The sequence below is a fragment of the Spirosoma pollinicola genome (genome assembly GCF_002831565.1).
Taxonomy (GTDB): Bacteria; Bacteroidota; Bacteroidia; order Cytophagales; family Spirosomataceae; genus Spirosoma; species Spirosoma pollinicola.
In genome coordinates, this window is record NZ_CP025096.1 from 3568872 (window position 1) to 3591680 (window position 22809).

Consider the following 22809-nt stretch of genomic DNA (forward strand, 5'->3'; position numbering starts at 1 on the left):
TATCATTTTGTGAGTGAGAACAAAATTAACGTAACTTTAGCCACTTCTGATTCTATTGCATTTGATTAACCATGAGAAAGACTCATTCTATCGCTTTTCTTTCGCTAGTAACCCTGTTTTGTGCTCTAATAGGCTGTAAGGGCAATAAAGTAGCTCCTGTTTCGGAGCGAATCGCCAAAGTCTGGTCGGCGAGCAAAGTAGACGAGAACAAAGTAACGGTCTACACCAAAGCCGGAACAGCAAACGTTCGTAACTACACTGCCTTTAGGCTTGACCTGAGTGCGGCACCTACAGTTAAATACACTGATTTCGACAATAATACATTCGTCGGAAAGTATTCTGTTCCATCAGATACGCGCCTTGTTCTGACAGAGTTAACTCCTTCGCCAACGGGTGCTAATGGCACAATTGAGTTCACGATCAATTCAATTGACGACAATACCCTGAGCCTGTCCCGTACTACAGCCAGTCAGAAAACGGGCGGCACAACAAATGATTACACGTTGACGAATCCATAAGGGTTCCGTAAACCAATTCATAAAAAAAGCCGTTCCGTATGTCAATCGGAGCGGCTTTTTTGTGGCCATACCCACGGGCTTCAGTCCGTATTTTTTAGTTGTTACCAACACGGACTGAAGCCCGTGGGTACAGCCATGAAAAAGCCGGGCCGCATTAATTAATACATAATGACTGATCTCAATAAAATCGGTGAAATTGGCTTGATCGAGCGTATTCGGCAAGCAACAACAGCACCCGCTCATTCGGAAACGGTACGTGGTATTGGCGACGATGCCGCCGTATTCGACTGGGGCGACAACTATGGTTTACTCTCTACAGATATGCTGGTTGAGGGCATCCATTTCGATTTGACTTACGTTCCCTTAAAGCATCTGGGCTACAAAGCCGTCACCTTTGGCGTTTCGGATATTGCCGCCATGAATGGCCTACCTATTCAGCTAACGGTTAGTATTGGCCTTAGCAGCCGATTCCCGGTCGAAGCCATCGACGAATTGTATGAGGGAATTCGGGCAGCCTGCGAAGCCTATAACGTCGATTTAGTGGGGGGAGATACTACAGCCTCACGGTCGGGACTTATTATCTCGGTGTCGGTGGTGGGCAAAGTTGCCAAAGACCAGATTACATACCGTAACACCGCCCAGGCCAATGATGTCATTTGCGTTACCGGCGATTTGGGAGCGGCTTACCTGGGCCTTCAACTATTGGAACGCGAAAAGCAAGTCTATCTGGCCGACCCCAACATGCAGCCAAGCCTGTCTGAAGAACGGGCTTACCTGGTTCAACGTCAACTCCGCCCCGACGCCCGCACCGACATTGTTCACGAACTCCGCGATCTGGGTATTCGCCCTACATCAATGATCGACATTTCGGATGGTCTGGCTTCGGAATTGCTACACCTATGCCACCAGTCGGGTACGGGCGCAGTGATTTTCGATGAAAATATTCCCATTGATGACCAGACGCACCTTGCCGCCGACGAGTTTAAGATCAGCCCGATAACGGCGGCTCTGAATGGGGGCGAAGATTACGAACTCCTGTTCACTGTTCGTCCGCAGGAGTTTGAGGCACTATCCGTGAACTCAAGAATCACGGCAATTGGCTACATGACAGCGAATCCCGCCCAAATTGTACTGTCGACCAAAGCCGGTCAACAAACCACTATTCGGGCGCAAGGCTGGAATCAGTAATCTGGCGCGGGTATTTACCCGTGCCTTTTTATTTTGTCAGCATTCGCTGACACAGGAAAAGACAACCGTCAGCGAATGCTGACAAAATAAAAAGGCACGGGTAAATACCCGCGCCAGAAAGAATGCAAAAACGAGTTCGGTTTGATTTTGAGTTATACTTCACCAACGGCGGTAGCTTGAAAGGTGAAGATTTTCTGTTGGATATTGATGGCGACGACATCTCCGATCAGGCATTGGCTGATTATGTCATTGCTGATCTGCGTCTGCTCATGGTTGGCCAAACCAGGATTCTTAACAAAGAAATCATTATCGAAGCTCACAAGAGAGCCCCAACTCAAGAGACTGGGCAGCGAAGTCGGTTAGTCGATTTGAGTCATACGATTGAAGATGGTTATGAAGCTGGCACTGAGTTTCAGATTGGCAAAATTGAGATGGTAACCAACACCGGCACCTATCTGGATTGTCCTTTTCACCGGTATGAGAACGGTAAAGATTTGTCAGAGATTGGACTGGATGCATTCACCGACCTCGAAGGAACCGTAATTCATGTACCGCATACCGACACACTGGCCATTACGGAAACACACGTACACGGCTACAAAGTTAGGAATCGGGCAGTACTGATTCACACGGGCTGGGCTGAATTCTGGAACACCGAAGCCTATTACGAAAACCATCCGTTTCTAACAGCTGGTGCTGCAGCCTACCTGCGGGATTGTGGCGCAAAATTAGTTGGCATCGACTCGCACAACATTGACGACACGCGTGGCAACAGTCGTCCGGTACATACTACGTTGCTGGGGGCCGAGGTTCTGATTGTCGAGCATCTGTGCAACCTGTCTTTACTTCCCACAACTGGCTTTACGTTTAGTGCTACACCACCCAAATTCAAAGGCGTTGGTACGTTTCCGGTTCGGGCACTCGCGAAGGTTTTGATTGGTTGATTGGTGAATTAGTGTAGTGGTTAATTGGTGTAGTACTTAATTGAGTAGTCCAGTGATGGTTACACTAATCAACTACTCCACTACTTACCACTTTACTTTACATACTTATAGATCATTTCTGAAACGGTGGCCATTGTTTCTATTGTCGCTTTATCATCTTTAATATCCTTCGATAGAAGCACGACTACATACTTGCGGCCATCGGGCAGAAACACAATGCCCGAATCATGCCGAACGCCAGTAATAGAGCCTGTTTTGTGCGCTACTTTTACCTCTTTGGGTAGCTTTCCGGGAATGGCGTCGTTGAATTTTTGATCCAGTAAGGTTGTAATCATTGCTTTCGATGCTTCGGGACTTACCGCTTTACCGGTGGCAATCTTCTCAAAAATCAGCATCAGGTCGTAGGCGGTCGTTGTGTTGTTTAGTCCTTTGGTAAAGGCTTTACTATCTTCCACACCCCGCCGAACCTGAATGTCTCTGGCTCCCAAATCGCGCATGGTTTGCGTGACGTTTTGAGCCCCGACCCGCTCAATAACCATATTTGTTGCTAGATTGCTGCTTATAATAATCATGTTGTAGACCAAAGCCGCCAGTGTTCGCTTGGTGCCTACCGCTTTGTAAATACTGGTATCGCTATCCTGTTCGGCATGAAGGCTATAGGGGCTGCCATCTACAATACTTTTAAACTCGGTCGTGATCGTCATGGTGTCAGTGAGTGCCAACTTATGCTGGGCGGCCTGCTTGTAGACCTCGATCATAACCGGTGTTTTCATGGTACTGGCCGCATGAAACACCTCGTGTTCACGAATCAGGACTTCTGCACCCGTAGATAAGTCTTTAAACGCAACGGCGAAAACACCGGGTTGCTTACTCAACTCCTGCTCTATCTGCTGGCGCAGTTTGGGGAGTGTTGGCCTGGATTGGGAGAAAACGGATAGCCAAGGGGCCGATAAACAAATCAGGCTGATAGCCAGACAACTCGATGTCAATTTCTTGAACCCCATAACCGCACGTTTCTAGTTTTGATACTGGGATCAAAAATGCGGTCAATTCGGCACATTTCCTTATGGCACCCGCACGAATTTCGAATAACAGGCCCGCTCGCAACGAGGCAATATGGTTAATGTTTGGGCCTCAATTTTCACGCCCTGTGCAAAAGCAACGGTAGTCCGGTTTGTACTGATATATAAATTCAGGAATAAGCTGTCAGGGTAGGTCGTATCGACTCGATAATACTTTGTGGGAAGGTAATAGGTCATTTCAGCTCCCTCCGACGTTAGCTGCCCGTCTGTGCCGAAGGTTAGCGTCTGGGCTGGGTTAGCGGCATACTGTCTCGTTGTATCAACTGACTTTGTAACTTTTATTGACGTCTTTTGATATTGTCCCGGAACAAGCACGGAGTCTTTTATGCCAACAAATAACCCATTCTGGAACAGAGAGTCTTTCTTATAATGCTCGGCTACGTAAAATGAGTCTTGTACGTAATAGTCAACATTTATTGGATATAACCGCTCAACCAGTCGCCATGTACCTGTAATACGCGCATCGCCCGCCCCTGGGGAGAAGGCCGCCGTTGTATCTTTACAATTTACAAGAAGGCTCGCCAGAAACAGGGTCAGGCTCAGGTAGAATACTTTTTTCACAAGCTAGTCGGCAGTTCGTAAAGCTAACGAACAGGCTGTTCCTTCCATTGCTTCGTTGGCTTTTTCTTGGTAGGTCTTTTATTGTTCATCCGTCGGACGAACAATAAAAGACCTACCGAAATAGCTTAAACAAACTCCGTGCCTCTTTCTTTGGCGTCGGCAACGAAAGCTTTCACTTTCTGCTCTTCTTCTTTCCGGCAAATCATCAGCACGTTATCATACTCGGCTACAATGTAGCCATCCAGGCCATTTACGACCACCAGACGGTCTTTGGGGGTTTTGATAATACAGTTCTTGGTATCGTATAACAGAATGTGGCCATCAATCACATTGAAATCGTCGTTTTTGTCCGACACTTCATAGAGTGATTTCCAGGTTCCTAGATCTGACCACCCAAAGTCGCTTAATACAACATATACATTGTCCGCTTTCTCCATCACACCGTTGTCGATGGAAATGCTTCCGGTCAACGAATAGGCTTTGGCGACAAATGCTTTTTCACGTTCGGAGTAATAGGCATTGTTTCCTTCCTCGAAAATCTCGGCTACTTCGGGCAGGTACGATTCAAATGCGTTGATGATCGACTTGACGTTCCAGACAAAAATACCTGCATTCCAGACGAATTCGCCACTTTCTACAAACTGTTGAGCCAGTTCGAGATGCGGCTTTTCGGTAAATGTCTTTACCCGGAGGGGACCCGTCTTTCCCGCTTCCGGTATATATTGGATATAGCCGTATCCTGTATCGGGGCGGCTTGGCTGAATACCCAGGGTCACTAAAATATTCTGCGCCTTTGTGGCATCAAGTGCCGTCTGAATAGTCCGTTTGAATTCGTCTTCTTTCAGAATAATATGGTCGGCGGGGGCAACAATGATGTTGGCTTCCGGGTCACGCTGGGCTATTTTATAACAGGCATAAGCAATACAGGGAGCCGTGTTGCGGGCAATGGGTTCGCACAATACCTGATCGTCGGTCAATTGCGGAAGTTGCTGCTGGCAAAGGTCCTTGTAAAGAGAGCTGGTAACGATATAAATATTTTCGGATGGGCAAACCCCATCAAAACGGTCGGCAGTCTGCTGAAGTAATGTCCGGCCTGTGCCCAGTACGTCGTGAAATTGCTTCGGATAACTTGTACGGCTGAAAGGCCAGAACCGCGTTCCGACACCCCCCGCCATGATTATTACATAAGTATGATTCATGGATGCTAAACTGATTTATGACAAAAATGTCACTATAAAGTTGATTTACAAAGTGCTAGTATTCTTATATAAAATAAATAATCTATAAAGTTTACAATTACAGAGCTATAGTACATAAAAATGCTCACTAACAACTTATACATTATAAAACCTAATAGTCCCCCCCAATTGTTCGAAGAAGGGCTACCGCATACTGAACTTCCTGGCTGCGAAGCTGTACTAATTGCTGCTCGGTTGTCAGAATAGTCCGTTGAGCATCGAGTACTTCCAAATAAGTAGCTAGTCCGCGCACGTAAAGTTCGCGGTTATATTGTTCTGTTCGGCGTGCCAACGTCAATGTTCGCTCCTGCAACTCGATTTGCTGACGCAGAAGAGTCAAATTATCCAGTGCGGTTTCGGCATCGCGCTGGGCTAATTGGAGAGCCTGCAAATAAATTTGCTGATTGGTTTGGGTTTGCTGTCTCGACAGGGCGATATTTTGTCGTGCCCGATGACCTTCGTAAAGGGGCACAGAAGCATTTATGCCAACAATGTATGTACCAGCACTGGGTGTTACCCAGTTGCCTATTTTACCCGACAAAATACCACCCGATCCAATTAAGGTAACTCGTGGTTGCGTGCTGGCTTGCTGGAGAATTACCTGGGCAGCTGCCACCTGATTTTGTCGAATATACTGCACCAAATCAGGTCGGCGCTGAAGTTGTTCGGCAGTGACGCTGGCATAGGGATAGGTTGGTACCGCAGATGGCAACGCACCCGGTGGCACCGAAAAGTCGATGGGGCTTTGGCCGCACAACTGGGCCAGCCCATTAACGAGTTCAACGCGGGCGCGCTCCAGTCCTTTGAGCGTCACCTGCAATCCCGCGTAGTCTGTTTCGGCACGCTGTACATCAATCTGATTGATTAACCCTACCCGAAAGCGTTCGCGGAGGATAGACAGGGTGGTGTCACGCGACTGGATATTCCGACGAAAAACGGCCTGTTCAGCGTCGTTTCCCCGAATGAGCATGTATGTCCGGGCAATATCAGAAGCCAGCGACAGTCGAAACGATTGATAATCGGCATCGCTGGCTTGCGCCTGCAAATTAGCGACGGTGATTCCACTCCGAATCCGCTTGAACAAATCCAGTTCATAGCTGGCGTCAATGGGTAACAGTTGGAACGTATTCAACTGAAAACGTGGTAATAAATCGGCCTGATTAGCAACAGAAAGTGGCCGGCGTTCTGACAAACTCTGGGTAGTAATCAGAGCCGAACTCCGCACAGAGGGCGATAGAAACGACTGCGCTACCCGAACCCGAATGCGCGACTCCTCCAGACGGCTCAGTGCTGCCCGTAAATTCGGGCTGTTGTCCAGCCCCTGCTGAATCAACGACTCCAGCATGGGATCGCCAAACCGCCGAAAACCACTGACGGTTATTGTTGGACTTAAATCGCTTGCGGCTACAGTTGCCGACGGTACTGCATTCCCAACAGTGCTGCCGGATTGTGTCTGAACCGTACCCGGCGCGTTGGCAGGCCCGGTGCCCGGCTGAATAGTAACTGAGCCACCGGGGGCATTCAGCGGAGCAGTTTGTGCGTTTAGCTGAACGGCTAAACTACTTAAAATGAGAACGCTACTGAAAAACTTGATCATCGCTGAGCTACTGTTTTGCCGACTACGGCCTTTCGAAATCTTACTTTTTGACCATCGCGCAGACGGTCGTTTGGATTTGTGACAACCAGTTCCTGACCCGTTAAACCGCTCACCGCTTCGAGGGTTGTTCCATAATCGCGCCCTAGTGTGATGGGAATAAAATGAACACGCAGACCACTATCAACGACCACAACACGAGGCCCCTCTGCGGTTATCTGTAACGCATTTGCCGGAATCAGTACAGGCGCCTGTGCACTAATCATATCGAACTTAACCATACTATACAGGCCCGATGGCAATCCCTGTTTGGGGTTCGGAATAACTACTTCGGCCAGTAACGTGCGGGAGTCGCTCCGCAAAGCGCCCGAGGTGTGCATAACAGTACCTTTGAAGGTTTGATTTTTCAATTCAGGAATAGTCACTGTAGCGGGCATCCCAATTTTCATGTTTTGATAATAGGTCTGCGGCACATCGACAAACACCCGAAGCGAACCTACTTCCGATAGTGTGAAGAGCGGCTGTCCGGCTCCCGGCGACACCATTGTCCCATTTTCGGCTGTCCGGCTGGTGATAATACCGCTGAAGGGAGCCCGAATTTGCTGTAGGTTTTTCAACGCTTCCAGGCGACCCAGATTAGCCTGCGCTACCGTCACCGCCGACCGGCGGGTGTCAATATCCTGCCGCGCAATGGCGCCGGGCAATTGAACGCTCTCCAGTCGATCGAGGTTAACTTTAGCCAGTTGCTGATCGGCTTTGGCGCGGGCAATATCCTGATCAAGTTCGGGCGCGTCGATCGTTGCCAGGAGCTGTCCCTGTTTCACTTTTCCACCAATATCAACATACCAACGACGCAGAAAACCCTGAGTTCGGGCATAAAGGGGCGTTTGCCGATAGGGCTGTATCTGGCCGGGCAACGTTAGCCCGGTGGTATCTGACGAGTGCTTTAGCGGCACCACGTTCACAATAGGTTCACGATTTTTATCTTCCGAAACGGCCGCTTTCAGTTCCTGGGTATTTCGAATTCGCGGCAATACGCCGAAAAAAACGAACACCGCGATGAGCAGCAGAAGGGGAATCAGGATGCGAAGTGCTTTCATGAGTTATAATTGAGCGTCTAAAGTTTCGATATGAACCACCGCGTCTTTATTGAGGAAGCCATACAGATGTGGAAATGATTCATTGTTAGTTGCCAGTTCGTATTTCAGCTCATTCGTTAGTTTGCCGGTATCAACATGGAGCAACAGTAAGTCGGGCATATTTTTGTAATATCGACTCAGTGTTCCGGCAACTTGTTCCTTTTGCGACAGATGAATAAAGCCTTCGGTTTGTAAACTTGGGGCTTCGTATATAGGCTGGTTTTCCTGTTTGGCCCAGTCGGCGGCAGGAACAATGTGATAAATCAGGTTCATTAGACAACAGTTGGTGCTTGAGTATCGGCCTTGGGTTTCCGGGCCAGGTAGCTGAATACGACGGGTACAAATAAGAGTGTCGTAAAGGTAGCCAGTAGCAACCCGCCAATGACAGCCCGGCCTAACGGCGCATTTTGCTCGCCACCTTCACCCAGCCCTAAAGACATAGGAAGCATACCAATAATCATGGCAATGGCCGTCATCAGAATTGGGCGCAAACGCGTTCGGCCTGCTTCCAAAGCCGCTTCATAGGCATTCCCACCAACTTCGGGCAGGTGGTCTTTGGCAAAGCTTACCAACAAGATACTGTTTGCTGTGGCTACGCCCACGCTCATAATAGCTCCCATCAATGAAGGAATACTGAATGTTGTGCCCGTTAAAAACAGCATCCAGACCATGCCGCACAAAGCACCGGGCAACGCCGTAATGATAATAAATGGGTAGCGAAAGGACTGGAAGTTGACTACCATGAGCAGGTAAACCAGCAAAGCCGCAAACACAATACCCAGCCCTAACCGGCTAAAGGCACTTTCCATACTTTCAACCTGCCCCCGAATCGAGACGGTGTTACCAGGTTTAAGCTGCGTTTTATACTCGGCGGTAAGTTCTTCCAGCGCCTTAGCTACGGAGCCTAAATCTGTTTTTTCGACTGATGCATACACGTCGTAACTAGGCTGCGTGTTGACCCGGTTAATAATAACCGGCGCCACAGTACGCTTCATGGTCATTACGTTACTAAGTAGTTGGGGCGTAGACCGGTCTGCCTGTCCGGCCGCAATGGGCGTTTGGAGCAGCTTATCGTATGAATCCAGTTTATAGGGTGGCGTTTGCACCGCAATAATGTACGGAAAACCACTAACCGGATCGGGCCAGAAGTTTGGGCGGGTCTGGCCGGTGCCACTTAGCGAAATGTTTAGATTGGTTGCCACGCGCTGCTCAGTCAGACCAAACTGCCCGGCGCGTTCGCGATCAACAGACAAGAACAGTTCGGGGGCATCCAGCACCTGATGCAAGTGTACATCAACAGCGCCCGGTACCTGACCTATTTTATCAACCAATTCTTTGGCTACTCTAAGGTTGTTGGCCCGGTCGAAACCGGATACCTGTACGTCAATGGCGGCCGTCAGTCCGAAGTTAAGAATCTGGCTAACAATATCGGCGGGGAGAAAGAAATACGTAACGTCAGGCATTTCTTCCCGTAGACGGGCGCGTAGCTCGCGAACATAATCGCCGGTTGAGTGCGACCGCTCTTCATTGAGTGAGATCAGCAATTCTGCATCGGCCGAGCTGGCCGACGAATTATCGGAAAAGAAGAAATTGTAGCGTTCCGATGTTAAACCAATGTTGCTGATAACTGAGCTAATTTCGTCTTCCGGAATCACCTCTCGCACAATTTCGGCCGTTTGGGCGGCTATCTTCTCCGATGACTCAAGCCTTGTGCCAGCCGGGGCCCGCAGGTGAAGTCTCATTTGACCACCATCCACTTGCGGAAAGAAATCCCGCCCAACAAACGGAAGCAGCACAAATGTAAAAATCACCACAACCAGAAATACGCTCAGTACCGTACGGCGATTGTTCAGTACCCATTCCAGCGCCCGGATATAGCGAACCTGAAAGCGTTCAAAACCAGTATTGAACCGGTTATAAAACCGTGCAAACGCATTTGGCCGTTTTGTGGTATCATGATTATGCTGCGCTTCGCCTTTTAACATCAGATCGGCGAGGGCCGGGACGAGGGTCCGCGATAGTATATAAGAGGCCAGCATGGCAAAAACGACCGCTTCGGCAAGTGGTCCAAACAGGAATCGCGCTGGGCCTTCGAGGAACAGTACCGACGTAAACACAATACAGATCGTGAGCGTCGACACAAGCGTTGGCGTAGCAATTTGCTGGGCTCCTTCCAGAATAGCCTGGCGGAGCGGCATACCCAATTCTTCGTTTCGGTGAATGTTTTCGATAGTTACCGTGGCATCATCGACCAGAATACCAATGGCCAGTGCCAGACCGCCAAGTGTTTGGATATTTAATGTTTCGCCCAGTAGGTACAGGATAATAAGCGACGACAAAATTGACAGCGGAATGGAAACCGCTACAATAAGCGTGCTGCGCCAGCTACCCAAAAACAGTAAAATCAAGCCCGCCGTGAGCAGGGCCGCAATCATACCTTCGACCAAAACGCCCTTAATCGACGCCCGCACAAAAACTGATTGATCGAACAGGGCTTCAATTCGCAGATTTGATGGAGCGGCCGCCCGAACCGTTGGCAGAATCTGGTTCTTTATCTTATCGACAATCTCGGTCGTTGAAGCATTACCCGTCTTTACGATCCGCATCAATACACCTTTACTACCGTCCTGCTTAACGATGTTGGACTGGACAGCGGCACCATCGTGTACATTGGCCACATCACGCATGTGAACCGTTGTGCCGCCAATGGTCTTGATGGGTATATCGTTCAGGGTTGCGATCACATCCGGCTTGGAGTTCAGGCGAACGTTATACTCACGCTCGGCCAGTCGCAATGAACCACCAGGCAGGGTTAAATTCTGAGCCGCCACCGCATTCGTTACTTCTTCGGGTGTAACATTATAAGCCACTAACTGATCCGGTTCGAGATCCACCGCGATCTGGCGGCTTTTCCCGCCAAATGCCTGCGACAAACGACTACCGGGTACAGTCGAGATTTGAGGTCGAACCCGCGTTTGAGCGTAGTCCGTAATCTGGGCTTCGGTCAGGCTGTCAGAGGAAAGACCTAATTGCAGAACCGGAACATCAGTGGCGTTATAGCGAACAATAAGGGGCGGCTGCGTACCTGGCGGCATCCGGACAAGGATTGTTTGCGAAATAGCCGTTACCTGGGCGAGCGCTTCTTCAATCTTGACCGATGGCTGAAAGAAAATCTTTAAAACGGCGGTACCATTATACGTTTGCGATTCTAGCCGTTGAATATCACTAACGTTATTGATAAGCGATGTCTCGGAAAAGTTGGTAATCATCTTTTCCATCTCGTTGGTCGAGAGGCCGCTATATCCCCAAATAACAGAAACTACCGGAATATTGATACGCGGAAAGATATCGGTTGGCATTTGTGTAACCGCCAGCCCGCCCATAATCATAATGAGCAACGCCATGACAGCGATGGTATATTTTTTTTCTAACGCCAGGCGTACAATCCACATGATGAGCGGGCAAAAAAGAAGAAATTAGCGTATATCCTTATGTAATAGTACTCAGTTATGCGAAATGACGTGAGTATAATTGCATAAAAACAAGAAGATAAAGATGATTCTATTGTGTTTCTAACTTACCGTCAGGCAATTTAGTTGTATTATTCCAGAAAAACGAATCCGTATTATTGACTTTTTCAAAGAATAAATTGTCAAGACAACCATTTGGCCGATACGAGCCAGAGTTATAAATGGAATCTTCTATTGATCAGAAATCGTTGTAATTTTGTATTAAACAAAACTGATTCCGGTTATGCCAAAGGCACAAATGAATACCGACAAGGGTACGATGACCATTGAGTTTTTCGAGAAAGATGCCCCGAAAGCGGTAGATAACTTTATTACGTTAGCTAAAAAGGGATTCTATGACGGGGTTAAATTCCACCGTGTTATTCCAAATTTCATGATTCAGGGTGGCGATCCAACCGGCACCGGTGCGGGCGGACCAGGTTATACGATTGATTGCGAATTGACGGGCGAAAATCAGTACCACGACCGGGGCGTATTATCAATGGCTCACCGTGGCCGTAACACGGGTGGCTCGCAGTTTTTCATCTGCCACAACCGCCAGAACACCGCCCACCTCGACCGTAACCATACCGTTTTCGGTAAAGTGGTAGAAGGGCTGGACATTATCGACCAGATTCAACAGGGCGATAAAATCAACAGCATTACTGTAGTTGAAGAGTAGACATTGAGGGGTAGTAATTGCCTGAATTGGTATTGCTAACTGTATCAGACTGCATCCCTGCTGTCTGATACAGTTAGCAATACTTTCAAAAGATTAGTTTGAAACAAAGGGAGGAGCCATAATACACTCCTTTAACTATAAGCCGGCGTCTTTTTAGAAATAAGACCTGCAATGGCCAATCCCACAGCGGCAATCGTCCCTGCTCCGGCAATTAACTGAATTTGGCTATAGCCTTTTTGCTCTGCTGCAATGGCTACATAGGCCCAGGCGAAAACCAGAATATACGCCACACTTCGATACCGGTTGAAGACAACCGCTCCCACAACGATCCCAACAATAAGCATAGCCATTGCCCATGTTTGTTCACTCAAACCCAGCAGACTGAAATCTGTCGCTTTCAAAAACACGGTTACGTTCAAAATCGTAGCGACTGTGAGCCATCCGAAGTAAATCGAGAATGGAATTCGTGCCAGCCATGTCTCCCTGGTGGAGGCCGGTGCTTCCGCCAGAGTAATATCAGGGTCAGTTTCAATGAGCGGAACGGCACCCCGCTGGAGCAGACGTTGTTCAATAACAACCAGCGAGAACAGCATGACCAGAATAACAAGTAATGCCAGTCCGATACGCTCGTTATTGAACAGCGGACTCCAAATAGCGTTGCCGCAGGCGTTGACAACGACCCACCAGCCTATGGCTCGAAAGCGTGGATTCGTTCGTTGAGAACCTAGGCCCTGATAAATAGCAAAAGCCAGTAAGCCCAGAAATATGATGCCCCAAATGGAGAAAGCGTACCCCGCCGGGGTAATCAGCGTGTGGTATTTGTCAGAAATGACTTTGTTTGTTTGCCCACCAAAGGCACCCACATTAGAAAGGTAGTTCATCACAATGAGTGTGATAATACTAAACATGACAAAGAATTGGCGTAATTTATCGTTTTGCATACCAACAGAATGGCCTGGTTATTAGGTGATAACCAGGCCATTCAAGGTAGTGTTTCCAGAAATTAAAAGCAAAACGGTCAATCGTTTACAATTCCAGAATCTTGATTTCTGTTCGACGATTGCGCTGATGCTCTTCCTCTGTTTTGGCGTTTTTAACCACCAGGCGGGTTTCCCCGTAACCTTTTGCCACCAGCCTATCAGCCGTAACTCCCTGTGAGACAATATAATCGACAGCCGATTTGGCCCGGTTTTGCGACAACTTCATGTTGTAGGCATCCGGGGCGCGGGCATCGGTATGCGAGCTAAGTTCAAGTTTGAGCGTTGGGTTATCCTTCAAAATCACAACGATCTTATCGAGTTCGGGCGCAGCATCGGAACGAATGTTGTACTTATCAAGATCGTAGTAAATATTTTCGAGAACGAACGTCTTGTTGAGCAGTGACCTATCGAGGAGAATATCAACATTGAAGGTCGTATCAGTTTGGGGCTTTGTCAGGAAGATGGCTGGAATGCTTTTGCCCTGCATCGTAAATGGCTCCCGGTGGGTCAGATACCCTTTACGCTCCGCCAGAATGGTGTAGTCCTTGCCTTCGGTTAAAGGATACTTCCCGAATGTTCCCGGCTGACCCGTGACGACTTCGGCAACTGGCTGACCCGTGGCATCGTCCAGTATCCGGACACGGGCCGAATCGAGTGGGCTAATGGGTGTCTCGTTAGCCGATACCGTTCCGGCAATAAAGTAGCGTACCGTTTTTGGCGCATTGGCGGGTGGCGGTGTCTGAACAACAATTGTTGTGGTGTCTGGCGCAGGACCTTCCTGGAAAAAATAAATATCATCGTCGCCTTTGCCACCGCCCCGGTTCGAAGCCATAAAGCCTTTCGCGGGCTCCGTATAGATCAACCCAAAATCGTCGGAGGGTGAATTAATGGGTTGCCCCATATTCTCGACACGCGTGACCCCACCCGAACGTGTAGCCACGAATACGTCCAGTTTGCCCAATCCCGGATGTCCATCTGAAGCAAAATACAACTTGGCATCAGGCCCTACGTAAGGGAACATTTCATCGCCGGGCGTATTTATATCCCGACCCATATTAACGGGACGACTAAAGCGCCCCGATGCGTCGATGCTTGTGCGATAGAGGTCAATACCACCCGCACCACCCGCGCGGTTCGAGGCAAAATAAAGCGTTTTGCCATCGGCCGAAAAAGCGGGGGAGCCGTCCCACGCCAGCGAATCGCTGATGGGCAAACGTAACGGCTGGCTCCAGGCGTTACCTTCACCTAATCGGCTAATGTACAAATCAACGTCGAGCCCACCTTTGCGTTTGCCGTTGTTGCCCCGAGCGAGAATCATCGTCTTGCCATCTTTGGAAAACGCGGGGGTTCCTTCGTTTACATCGCCCTGAAAGACATTCGTGCTGAACAGTTCGGGTTGACCCGATGCGCCACTAATACTTCCTGTTTCGTCAGGCTTTTGATTCAACTTAGTCTTGTACAAGCCCAGCATAGGCTGGCCGTTATTTTTATAAACATTTTCCTTTCGCGAGGCCGTAAACACCAGGTCTTCTCCCCGTACAACAGGCGCAAACTCAGCACCTGCTGAGTTCAGGTTGCCCATGTTACGCAGAGTAATCATCGACTTATTCTGCGCAATCACATTAATAGCTTTCAGCGTTTCAACTTCGCGTTTGGCTTTGTCAAGCGTGGCTTTGGCTGTCGTTTTGGGTGCCTTGGCAATATACTGCTGCAACTGGTCCAGTGCACCCGCGTAGTTACCCTGTGATTTCAGCGCATATGCATAGTTGAACCGGGCATCGGGCTCGGTCGTATTCGCTTCAATGGCTTTTTGGTAGAATGGAACAGCCTCACCAAACCGGTTCGATAACCGATAGGATTCAGCAGTATAATAGTTCAGGCGGGCGGGGTCTATGCTGCCCTTTGCGGCTTTCTGAAATTGGGTGAGCGCCAGATTATATTCGCCAGCATCATAATGACGAACCCCTTTTTTATACGCCTGCATGGCCGAATTACAGCCCGTTAGTCCGCTGGTCAGACCTAACACCACGAGCAGTACAGATAACGTATTGATTTTCATAGGACTAAAAAAGCAAATCGCTGTTTCACGCCCAAGATAATGCAAATTTGGGCGGGTCTTACTTTTAACGCTTAGAATCGCTTTTTATTGAACGTGACGCGGGAGGAATCCCGCGATTTATGGACACTATATCAATAGCCATAAATCGCGGGATTCCTCCCGCGTCACGCTCAATAAAAACACTTTACGCCTGTTGCGCTACGCCTGCTTCCTCTGCAACTTCCGTAGCATACTCTTCAACAGGAATGCAGGAGCAAACCAGATTCCGGTCACCGTAAGCCGAATCAATCCGACTTACACTTGGCCAGAATTTACGGGCACGAACCTGCGGCAGTGGGAAAACGGCTTTCTCACGGCTGTAAGGCCGCGTCCAGGTATCGCTCAACGCAACCGTAGCCGTGTGAGGAGCATGTTTCAGCACATTGCTTGCCCGGTCTGCTTCCCCCGCTTCGATTTCGCGGATTTCGTTACGAATAGCAATCATAGCTTCACAGAACCGATCCAGCTCGGCTTTCGACTCTGATTCCGTTGGCTCGATCATCAGCGTACCCGCTACCGGGAACGACACGGTTGGTGCATGGAAACCGTAGTCCATTAACCGTTTGGCGATGTCCTCAACCTCAACACCCGTTGTTGCTTTAAATGGACGGCACTCCAGAATCATTTCATGTGCGCAACGACCGTTAGTGCCGGTGTAAAGTGTATCGTAATGACCCTCTAACCGTGCTTTGATGTAATTAGCATTCAGTATGGCCCGCTTCGTGGCATTTGTCAGCCCTTCACCACCCATCATGGCGATGTATGCATACGAAATCGTAAGAATGCTGGCAGACCCGTAGGGCGCTGCCGAAATAGCGTGGATAGCCTGATCGCCACCAATGTTTACCACGGCATGACTTGGCAGAAACGGTACCAGTTGCGGAGCCACACCAATTGGGCCCATGCCAGGACCACCACCACCGTGAGGAATACAGAATGTTTTGTGCAGGTTCAGGTGGCAAACGTCGGCCCCAATCGCAGCGGGGGAGGTCAGACCGACCTGCGCATTCATATTAGCACCATCCATGTACACCTGCCCGCCATTTGCGTGAATAATGTCACAGATTTCTTTGATACTCTCTTCAAACACGCCGTGCGTTGATGGATACGTTACCATCAGGCACGACAGGTCATTGCTATACTGTTCGGCTTTTGCTTTCAGGTCGGCCACGTCGATGTTGCCGCGCTCGTCGCACTTCACAATAACGACCTTCATTCCGGCCATTACGGCGCTGGCAGGGTTGGTACCGTGTGCCGACTGCGGAATGAGGGAAATAGTCCGGTGGAAATCGCCCCGACTTTCGTGATAGGCCCGGATCACCATCAGACCCGCATATTCGCCCTGTGCGCCGGAGTTTGGCTGGAGCGACATAGCGGCAAAACCCGTAATTTCACAAAGCCACGCGTTCAGTTCGGTAAACATCTGCTGATAGCCCGCTGTCTGATCTTTTGGCGCAAACGGGTGCAGCTTGCCAAGTTCCGGCCAGGTAACGGGTATCATTTCGGCCGTTGCATTCAACTTCATGGTGCAGCTACCGAGTGAAATCATCGAATGAACCAATGATAAGTCCTTCTCTTCCAATGACTTCAGGTACCGGAGCATTTCGTGCTCGGTGTGGTGTGTATTGAAGATAGGGTGTGTCAGGTAATCCGACTTCCGAACGAGTGGCTCCGGCCAGGTGATTTCCAGGCTTTCCAGAATTGCATCCATATCGGCTTTTATGCCAAATACAGTCAGCAATTCAGTAACATCATGAAGCGACTTGGCTTCGTCGAACGACACCCCTACATGCTCTTCATCAGCCAGATAACGCAGGTTAATTTGTGCCGCCTTCGCCGATTTCTTTAATGATTCGGTGTCTGATACTTTCACGGTAACCGTATCGAAGTAATTTTCTGTTGTTACTTCGTAGCCGTTCCAGCGTAATGCCGTTGCGAATATTTTGGTTAAGGCATGCACTTGTTCGGCAATGGCACGAAGCCGTTGCGGACCATGATAAACCGCATAACTTCCGGCCATAACAGCCAACAGAACTTGAGCAGTACAAATATTTGAGGTCGCTTTTTCGCGACGGATGTGCTGCTCACGGGTTTGCAGGGCCATTCGTAACGCCGGTTTGCCTTCGGCATCCTGCGATACGCCGATAATCCGGCCCGGAATCTGACGCTTGAAGGCATCGCGGGTAGCGAAGAAAGCCGCGTGTGGGCCACCGTAGCCCATTGGCACGCCAAACCGCTGCGATGAACCAACGACAACGTCTGCACCCATTTCGCCGGGAGATGTCAGTAAAGTTAACGCCAGTAAGTCGGCGGCAACGGCAACGGTAATAGCTAGTTCGTGGGCCGACGCAATAATGTCTGTATAATCGAATACTTCACCATCCGAAGCTGGGTATTGCAACAGCATCCCGAAAATCTCGCCACTTGTCAGGTCAACTGTGCGGTGGTCACCAACCAGAATCGTAATGCCAACAGGTGTTGCCCGTGTCAGCAGCACGTCAATGGTTTGTGGATGGCAGCGATCAGAGACGAAAAATGTGGTGGCCGATTTCTTCGGTGCCGGACGCATGGCAAAAAGCATATGCATCGCTTCGGCGGCTGCGGTGGCTTCGTCCAGAAGGGATGCATTGGCTAGATCCATACCCGTCAGGTCGGATACCACTGTCTGAAAGTTCAGCAACGCTTCGAGACGTCCCTGAGCAATTTCGGCCTGATAAGGCGTATAGGCTGTGTACCAGGCTGGGTTTTCGAGAATGTTACGGAGAATAACGTTCGGTGTCAGCGTGTCGTAATAGCCTGTACCGATATACGATTTAAAGATTTTGTTCTGCCCGGCTACTTTTTTGAAATCCGTAAGGAAAGCAGTTTCTGACTTTGGTGCGGGAAGATTCAGTGGATTTGGCAGCCGAATAACATCAGGTACGGTCTGGCCAATTAATTCGTCAATGGATTCGGCTCCAATGGTACGGAGCATGTCGGCAAGAGCCGCGTCGGTCTGACCGTGATGACGGTCTTCAAATATGTCTGTCTGTTGAAGATTAAGTTTCATGCCGGGATCGCCCACTTTTTGTTTAAATGGAAACTCAAATTTACGTCAAAACGTGCTAAGTCTAAGAATTCGGCACGTTAGTTGTTAACTTTCGTGTGGAACATACATATATGTCTCGTTTTTGTCCTGTATCTAGCCCCTAATTGCTTCACCACTATGAAACAAGCCATCCTCAATACAGTATCATCTACTCTGGATAAACTTGGGTTCGATGGTGACCGGGTACTGTTCAAAACAGCCATTCTAGCCCATAAATTAGGCTTGAAGAGCGCTATTGATAACAGTAAGCCGTACAATTTTGGCGGCTTCTCTATGTATGTCGACCCTCATGATACCCTTCAGATTATTGGCTCAGGCAAATTTGAAGAAACCGAAACCCAGACCATTCTTTCCTATGTGAAGGAAGACACGGTTATGCTTGATATTGGTGCTAATATGGGTTTTTACAGTATTCGGGTTGGTCAGAAGGCAAAAAAAGGTAAAGTAATTGCCTTTGAACCTGACCCCGGCAACTTCGATACACTTCAAAAAAACCTGGTCCTCAATAACCTGACAAACGTAATGCCTTATAACGCAGCTTTATCTGACAAGAAAGAGACACTGCGACTGTATAAACATCCCTTCAATGTTGGGGATTACCGCCTATACAACGATGGGGATTTCAAAGAATATGTGGACGTTCCAACTCTACGACTTGATGATACGGTAAAAGAACGGGTTGACCTTATAAAGATTGATGTTCAGGGATTTGAGTATTTTGTTCTTAAAGGCGGCCGATCTATTCTGGCGAAATACATGCCTATTGTCATCAGCGAGTTCTGGCCGCGTGGCCTATACAATAGCGGTGCCTCTCCGGCCGATTATTTAACGATGATGAAGGATCTGGGCTATGGTGTTAGTCGCATTGACGAGGAGAATAATAAAGTAGTGTCAGCAACTTACGAAGAGCTTCATGAATTAGGCTCAAAACCTGTTAATCGGTATATTAATTTGGTTTTTCAGGCTGCTGTATAATCTGGAAATTCATCTACATTCTCTTTATGCTTCGACGATCCATTATTAATATAGCTCAGAATTTACTGGCGACGACTGGCTATACATTTGCCACGAGAATGACCTGGATGGAACGTAAACCTCGCTTTCTTATAAGTGATCGTATGGATTATGTTCGTTTGTCTTCTCTGGACTTATGCGCTTCTGAAATTTATGACAAGCAAATAGCCGGTAATGTCGCCGAATTAGGGGTATTCAGGGGCGATTTTGCGGAGAAAATAAGCCTAGCCTTTCCAGATAGAAAATTATATCTATTCGACACCTTTGAAGGATTTGACAAGCGCGACATTGCTGTTGATAATCTTAAATCGTATTCGGCAGGTGACGAGGATTTTTCAAAAACCAGTGTAAATATTGTCTTGAAGAACCTGCCTTACCCACAAAATTGCCTGATAAGGAAAGGCTTTTTCCCCGAATCCGTTCAACCTGAAGATACCCATGAAACGTTTGCCTTTGTGAGTATTGATACGGACTTGTACCAGCCTATTTTTGAAGGACTGGAGTTTTTTTACCCCAGGTTGAGCAGAGGTGGATACATATTCATTCACGACTACAATAACGATGTCTATAAAGGGGCAAAACAAGCGGTCCAGGAGTTTTGCCAAAAAAATAGTGTGTCCTACTTCCCCCTGACTGATGGTGCAGGAAGTGCCATCATTGCCAAATAGGACTCTTATTTAGGAATTCTAATAGCCTCAGCTAACGACTTTGTACCGTACCGGTCATAGTATTCTGTATACCGAATTGAGCCTTTAGTGAGAATAAGATTTTCCCAGGTTATGGGTAAGCTGGATTGAAGCGTGTACTGGAGGATTGTTTTTTCAGCATTCGCAAAACCCCAGGTGAGCGATGCACTACTCTGATCTTGTGCGTAGTATTTCCCGGTCTTGTCACTAAAAAATTCTATGTATTCGTCCGAGAAACTTTCTGTATTCTGTGTTCCTCCTCGCTTATAATAATGAGGAGTGTTATTTTGCAAGTACCGTATTTCGTCAATCTTCCAGGCATGAGCGGTCAGAAGTTGCTCGGGCGTTTGGGGTGCGACATCTTTTGTACAAGATAAAAAGCTTGAAAAAATCATAATTATAAAAAAGAGTTGAACTATTTTAACATATTTCATGAAATTGATGCTGCTTTATAAGTTAAATATTGATAAATGCATACAAAATTAAAATAAATCTGACAACTCTCTATCTCCCAACAGCCTGTATATTAGGTCCTAACCATTTGCTAACACTACTGGTCACGCGATCAACGGTTATTTCGCTCATTGAAAAGCGCGACTCAGGATTAAATTCGGCAGCAATACCGGCTAAATCTGTCCGATGCTCTTCAATATAAGCAGGGTACAGATGGGTAATATGAGAGCCTGTTTCGGCTGGATATGGATGCCAGCGCACCAGCGATTTTCCCTGCGAAATCACTAGTGTGGGTGTTTGCGTTGACGCAGCAATGTGCACAATTCCGGTTTCGTTGGCAATTAATAAATCGGCCTTTGTCAATACATATACCAATTCTGGAATGGACAAGTCGCCGGTTAAATCAACAATACCCGATGTAGTGGGCATATTCGTCAGAAAGGCTTCCGTATATATTTTTTCGTTAGGCGCCCCGGTTAAGACAAGTTTGTAGGTTGGAAAGTGAGCCAGTATAAACCGGGCAACTTCGGTGAATCGCTCAGCAGGCCATACCCGAAAGTCCTGCCCGGCACCCAATGATAAAACGACATACTGCTCAGGAATAACTACGGATTTGGCACATTGTATGTCGAGTTGAGGTAGTTGAATAGCCGTAGGTTCTTGTAAGAAACCCTCAGTAATCCGGCGATCACGCTCCATTTCAAATACAATGCCGGGCCCGGAGTTGATCAACTGCGTATACAAACGATCGCCCAGGACAGCTTCCCAGCGGGCAATATTGATATAATCAGTTTCGCAGCCAACTCGCTCAGATGCACCCGTTGCCCACGCCATGAAATCATCCAGAACCAATACGCGACTATAAGACGGGCAAAAGGCGACAGAAAACCCCTCTAATCGAAGCCGACGCACAACCCGAAACCGGTATAACGGCCGGGTTGATAATTTATAAATATCCACCCAGATAAACTGGTCAACGACATCAGCATCAAAAGTCTCAGCTAGTGATTTCAGGGCGATATTTCCCAAAAGTGTTAGCTGATGATTTTTATAACGAGCTGATTCTTTCAGTCGGTGGAGGTGATTTCGAAACATCAGATAGTCGCCCATCACATCGAGCCGAATAACTACCAGTGAGTTTGGCTTCTTTGCTGAATTGACGGTCAGTACAGCTACAGTATCCACCAGAAACAGGATCAGGTCAATCAGAGCCAGCGCCGGTATCATAAAGGGCGATGTCTTCAAGAACCGAATGAGTTTCTTAAGCATTACTTAACGAGGTTATAAACGGATGTAATGGCCCGGTTGTGTAGTCGGTGCAGCCATCGAATGGGCGTTCCTGCCCAGTATCGGGCAAACGTCTGATAATCTTCGTCGAACTGAAGCCCGTACTGATTACCGCCTTTAGAGTCTGCATGAATACGGAAGGCCGTTAGAGGTTGCGGGAGTATAGCGGGCGGCTGTAGCTGTTGTAAACGTAACCACCAGTCATAATCCATTGTATAGTGCAAGGACTCGGTCAGGAAACCCAGTTGAGTATGCACACTTCGTCGCCAGAAAGTAGACGGCTGGCAAATGGCATTCGTCATGCCTAAATACAGGGCTGGTGTGAGCGACCGGAGTAACCGTTTATAATGCCGCACCGGCTGTTGAATAGGTCTGCCTGCCTGATCAACAATCTGACAGTCGCCGGTGAGCCAGAGCTTATCAGGATTATCGGCAAAAAAATCGCCCACAGATGCCAGTGTACCGGGCAGGAAATAATCGTCTGAATTGAGCCAGCAAACAATGTCGCCTGTGGCTAGCCGAAGCCCTTTATTGATCGCATCTGTTTGGCCACTGTCCCGCTCGGCAATCAGTGTGAGTCGATCCTTGTATTCACCAACAATTGGTAACGTTTCATCCGTTGACAGTGCATCAACAATAATATACTCGATGTTGGGATAGTCCTGCGATAGTACTGACTCTATCGTTTGCCGAATGAATTTTCCCTGATTGTACGATGGGGTGATAATACTAATACGAGGTTGCATAC

General features: G+C 48.2%; 19 protein-coding genes. 6 read left to right on the forward strand and 13 right to left on the reverse strand.

All coding sequences use genetic code 11. The annotated features are described in order from the left end of the window. The first annotated feature begins 71 nt into the window (after positions 1-71). From CWM47_RS14850 to CWM47_RS14860, 3 genes are all read left to right on the forward strand, one after another. On the forward strand, positions 72-518 hold the full coding sequence (locus tag CWM47_RS14850) for a hypothetical protein (protein WP_100988806.1): 447 nt from the start codon (positions 72-74) through the stop codon (positions 516-518). Between the two features lie 168 nt (positions 519-686). Continuing rightward, a complete protein-coding gene (gene thiL, locus CWM47_RS14855) occupies positions 687-1706 on the forward strand; it encodes a thiamine-phosphate kinase (RefSeq protein ID WP_100988808.1) in 1020 nt (339 codons plus the stop codon). Between the two features lie 122 nt (positions 1707-1828). Further along, positions 1829-2650 (forward strand): cyclase family protein, encoded by an 822-nt coding sequence (locus tag CWM47_RS14860; RefSeq protein ID WP_100988810.1) that lies wholly within the window; start codon positions 1829-1831, stop codon positions 2648-2650. A gap of 92 nt (positions 2651-2742) precedes the next feature. Here the strand turns inward: CWM47_RS14860 and CWM47_RS14865 are convergent, their stop codons facing one another. The 7 genes from CWM47_RS14865 to CWM47_RS14895 form a co-directional block, all read right to left on the reverse strand. Further along, positions 2743-3654 (reverse strand): serine hydrolase, encoded by a 912-nt coding sequence (locus tag CWM47_RS14865; RefSeq protein WP_100988812.1) that lies wholly within the window; start codon positions 3652-3654, stop codon positions 2743-2745. A 60-nt stretch (positions 3655-3714) separates the two neighbouring features. Then, positions 3715-4293: a hypothetical protein gene (locus CWM47_RS14870; RefSeq protein WP_100988814.1), complete on the reverse strand. Its 579-nt coding sequence runs from the start codon at positions 4291-4293 to the stop codon at positions 3715-3717. A gap of 125 nt (positions 4294-4418) precedes the next feature. Then, complete coding sequence (locus CWM47_RS14875; RefSeq protein WP_100988816.1) at positions 4419-5492, reverse strand: mannose-1-phosphate guanylyltransferase; 1074 nt, start codon at positions 5490-5492, stop codon at positions 4419-4421. Positions 5493-5643: 151 nt separating this feature from the next. Continuing rightward, positions 5644-7128, reverse strand: coding sequence for an efflux transporter outer membrane subunit (locus tag CWM47_RS14880; RefSeq protein ID WP_100988818.1), 1485 nt, complete (start codon positions 7126-7128; stop codon positions 5644-5646). Then, positions 7125-8225: an efflux RND transporter periplasmic adaptor subunit gene (locus CWM47_RS14885; protein ID WP_100988821.1), complete on the reverse strand. Its 1101-nt coding sequence runs from the start codon at positions 8223-8225 to the stop codon at positions 7125-7127. The genes CWM47_RS14880 and CWM47_RS14885 overlap by 4 nt, the downstream gene beginning before the upstream one ends. A 3-nt stretch (positions 8226-8228) precedes the next feature. Beyond that, positions 8229-8537, reverse strand: a complete 309-nt coding sequence (locus CWM47_RS14890; RefSeq protein ID WP_100988823.1) for a DUF952 domain-containing protein — start codon at positions 8535-8537, stop codon at positions 8229-8231. Beyond that, complete coding sequence (locus CWM47_RS14895; RefSeq protein ID WP_100988825.1) at positions 8537-11716, reverse strand: efflux RND transporter permease subunit; 3180 nt, start codon at positions 11714-11716, stop codon at positions 8537-8539. The genes CWM47_RS14890 and CWM47_RS14895 overlap by 1 nt, the downstream gene beginning before the upstream one ends. Positions 11717-12017: 301 nt before the next feature. On the opposite strand from CWM47_RS14895, the gene CWM47_RS14900 reads away from it, so the two are divergent. Continuing rightward, the gene (locus CWM47_RS14900) at positions 12018-12455 is read left to right on the forward strand and encodes a peptidylprolyl isomerase (protein WP_100988827.1); all 438 of its coding nucleotides are present in this window, start codon (positions 12018-12020) and stop codon (positions 12453-12455) included. 131 nt (positions 12456-12586) lie between these two features. Here the strand turns inward: CWM47_RS14900 and CWM47_RS14905 are convergent, their stop codons facing one another. The 3 genes from CWM47_RS14905 to gcvP all read right to left on the reverse strand — a co-directional run bounded on the left by CWM47_RS14905 (position 12587) and on the right by gcvP (position 18582). Continuing rightward, positions 12587-13336, reverse strand: a complete 750-nt coding sequence (locus tag CWM47_RS14905; RefSeq protein WP_317046735.1) for a TspO/MBR family protein — start codon at positions 13334-13336, stop codon at positions 12587-12589. Positions 13337-13481: 145 nt separating this feature from the next. Continuing rightward, positions 13482-15494 carry an OmpA family protein gene (locus CWM47_RS14910; protein ID WP_206170645.1) on the reverse strand — a complete coding sequence of 671 codons (2013 nt, stop codon included), beginning with the start codon at positions 15492-15494 and terminating at the stop codon, positions 13482-13484. Between the two features lie 184 nt (positions 15495-15678). Further along, complete coding sequence (gcvP, locus tag CWM47_RS14915; protein WP_100988831.1) at positions 15679-18582, reverse strand: aminomethyl-transferring glycine dehydrogenase; 2904 nt, start codon at positions 18580-18582, stop codon at positions 15679-15681. Between the two features lie 156 nt (positions 18583-18738). Between gcvP and CWM47_RS14920 the strand changes: the two genes are divergently transcribed. Continuing rightward, a complete protein-coding gene (locus CWM47_RS14920; protein WP_100988833.1) occupies positions 18739-19596 on the forward strand; it encodes an FkbM family methyltransferase in 858 nt (285 codons plus the stop codon). A 26-nt stretch (positions 19597-19622) separates the two neighbouring features. Then, positions 19623-20303: a TylF/MycF/NovP-related O-methyltransferase gene (locus CWM47_RS14925; protein ID WP_100988835.1), complete on the forward strand. Its 681-nt coding sequence runs from the start codon at positions 19623-19625 to the stop codon at positions 20301-20303. Positions 20304-20308: 5 nt separating this feature from the next. Here the strand turns inward: CWM47_RS14925 and CWM47_RS14930 are convergent, their stop codons facing one another. The 3 genes from CWM47_RS14930 to CWM47_RS14940 form a co-directional block, all read right to left on the reverse strand. Further along, positions 20309-20716, reverse strand: coding sequence for a hypothetical protein (locus tag CWM47_RS14930; protein ID WP_157815970.1), 408 nt, complete (start codon positions 20714-20716; stop codon positions 20309-20311). 109 nt (positions 20717-20825) lie between these two features. Continuing rightward, on the reverse strand, positions 20826-22043 hold the full coding sequence (locus tag CWM47_RS14935; protein WP_100988839.1) for a glycosyltransferase family 9 protein: 1218 nt from the start codon (positions 22041-22043) through the stop codon (positions 20826-20828). Beyond that, positions 22043-22807, reverse strand: coding sequence for a glycosyltransferase family 2 protein (locus CWM47_RS14940; RefSeq protein ID WP_100988841.1), 765 nt, complete (start codon positions 22805-22807; stop codon positions 22043-22045). Before CWM47_RS14940 ends, CWM47_RS14935 begins: the two co-directional genes overlap by 1 nt. Between the last annotated feature and the right edge of the window lie 2 nt (positions 22808-22809).

Coding starts and splice junctions, on each gene's coding strand:
- thiL (WP_100988808.1), top strand. CDS start 687: ATGACTGATCTCAATAAAATCGGTGAAATTGGCTTGATCGAGCGTATT.
- CWM47_RS14935 (WP_100988839.1), bottom strand. CDS start 22,043: ATGCTTAAGAAACTCATTCGGTTCTTGAAGACATCGCCCTTTATGATA.
- CWM47_RS14885 (WP_100988821.1), bottom strand. CDS start 8,225: ATGAAAGCACTTCGCATCCTGATTCCCCTTCTGCTGCTCATCGCGGTG.
- CWM47_RS14920 (WP_100988833.1), top strand. CDS start 18,739: ATGAAACAAGCCATCCTCAATACAGTATCATCTACTCTGGATAAACTT.
- CWM47_RS14930 (WP_157815970.1), bottom strand. CDS start 20,716: ATGATTTTTTCAAGCTTTTTATCTTGTACAAAAGATGTCGCACCCCAA.
- CWM47_RS14905 (WP_317046735.1), bottom strand. CDS start 13,336: ATGAACTACCTTTCTAATGTGGGTGCCTTTGGTGGGCAAACAAACAAA.
- gcvP (WP_100988831.1), bottom strand. CDS start 18,582: ATGAAACTTAATCTTCAACAGACAGACATATTTGAAGACCGTCATCAC.
- CWM47_RS14900 (WP_100988827.1), top strand. CDS start 12,018: ATGCCAAAGGCACAAATGAATACCGACAAGGGTACGATGACCATTGAG.
- CWM47_RS14910 (WP_206170645.1), bottom strand. CDS start 15,494: ATGAAAATCAATACGTTATCTGTACTGCTCGTGGTGTTAGGTCTGACC.
- CWM47_RS14860 (WP_100988810.1), top strand. CDS start 1,829: ATGCAAAAACGAGTTCGGTTTGATTTTGAGTTATACTTCACCAACGGC.
- CWM47_RS14850 (WP_100988806.1), top strand. CDS start 72: ATGAGAAAGACTCATTCTATCGCTTTTCTTTCGCTAGTAACCCTGTTT.
- CWM47_RS14880 (WP_100988818.1), bottom strand. CDS start 7,128: ATGATCAAGTTTTTCAGTAGCGTTCTCATTTTAAGTAGTTTAGCCGTT.
- CWM47_RS14875 (WP_100988816.1), bottom strand. CDS start 5,492: ATGAATCATACTTATGTAATAATCATGGCGGGGGGTGTCGGAACGCGG.
- CWM47_RS14865 (WP_100988812.1), bottom strand. CDS start 3,654: ATGGGGTTCAAGAAATTGACATCGAGTTGTCTGGCTATCAGCCTGATT.
- CWM47_RS14940 (WP_100988841.1), bottom strand. CDS start 22,807: ATGCAACCTCGTATTAGTATTATCACCCCATCGTACAATCAGGGAAAA.
- CWM47_RS14895 (WP_100988825.1), bottom strand. CDS start 11,716: ATGTGGATTGTACGCCTGGCGTTAGAAAAAAAATATACCATCGCTGTC.
- CWM47_RS14890 (WP_100988823.1), bottom strand. CDS start 8,537: ATGAACCTGATTTATCACATTGTTCCTGCCGCCGACTGGGCCAAACAG.
- CWM47_RS14925 (WP_100988835.1), top strand. CDS start 19,623: ATGCTTCGACGATCCATTATTAATATAGCTCAGAATTTACTGGCGACG.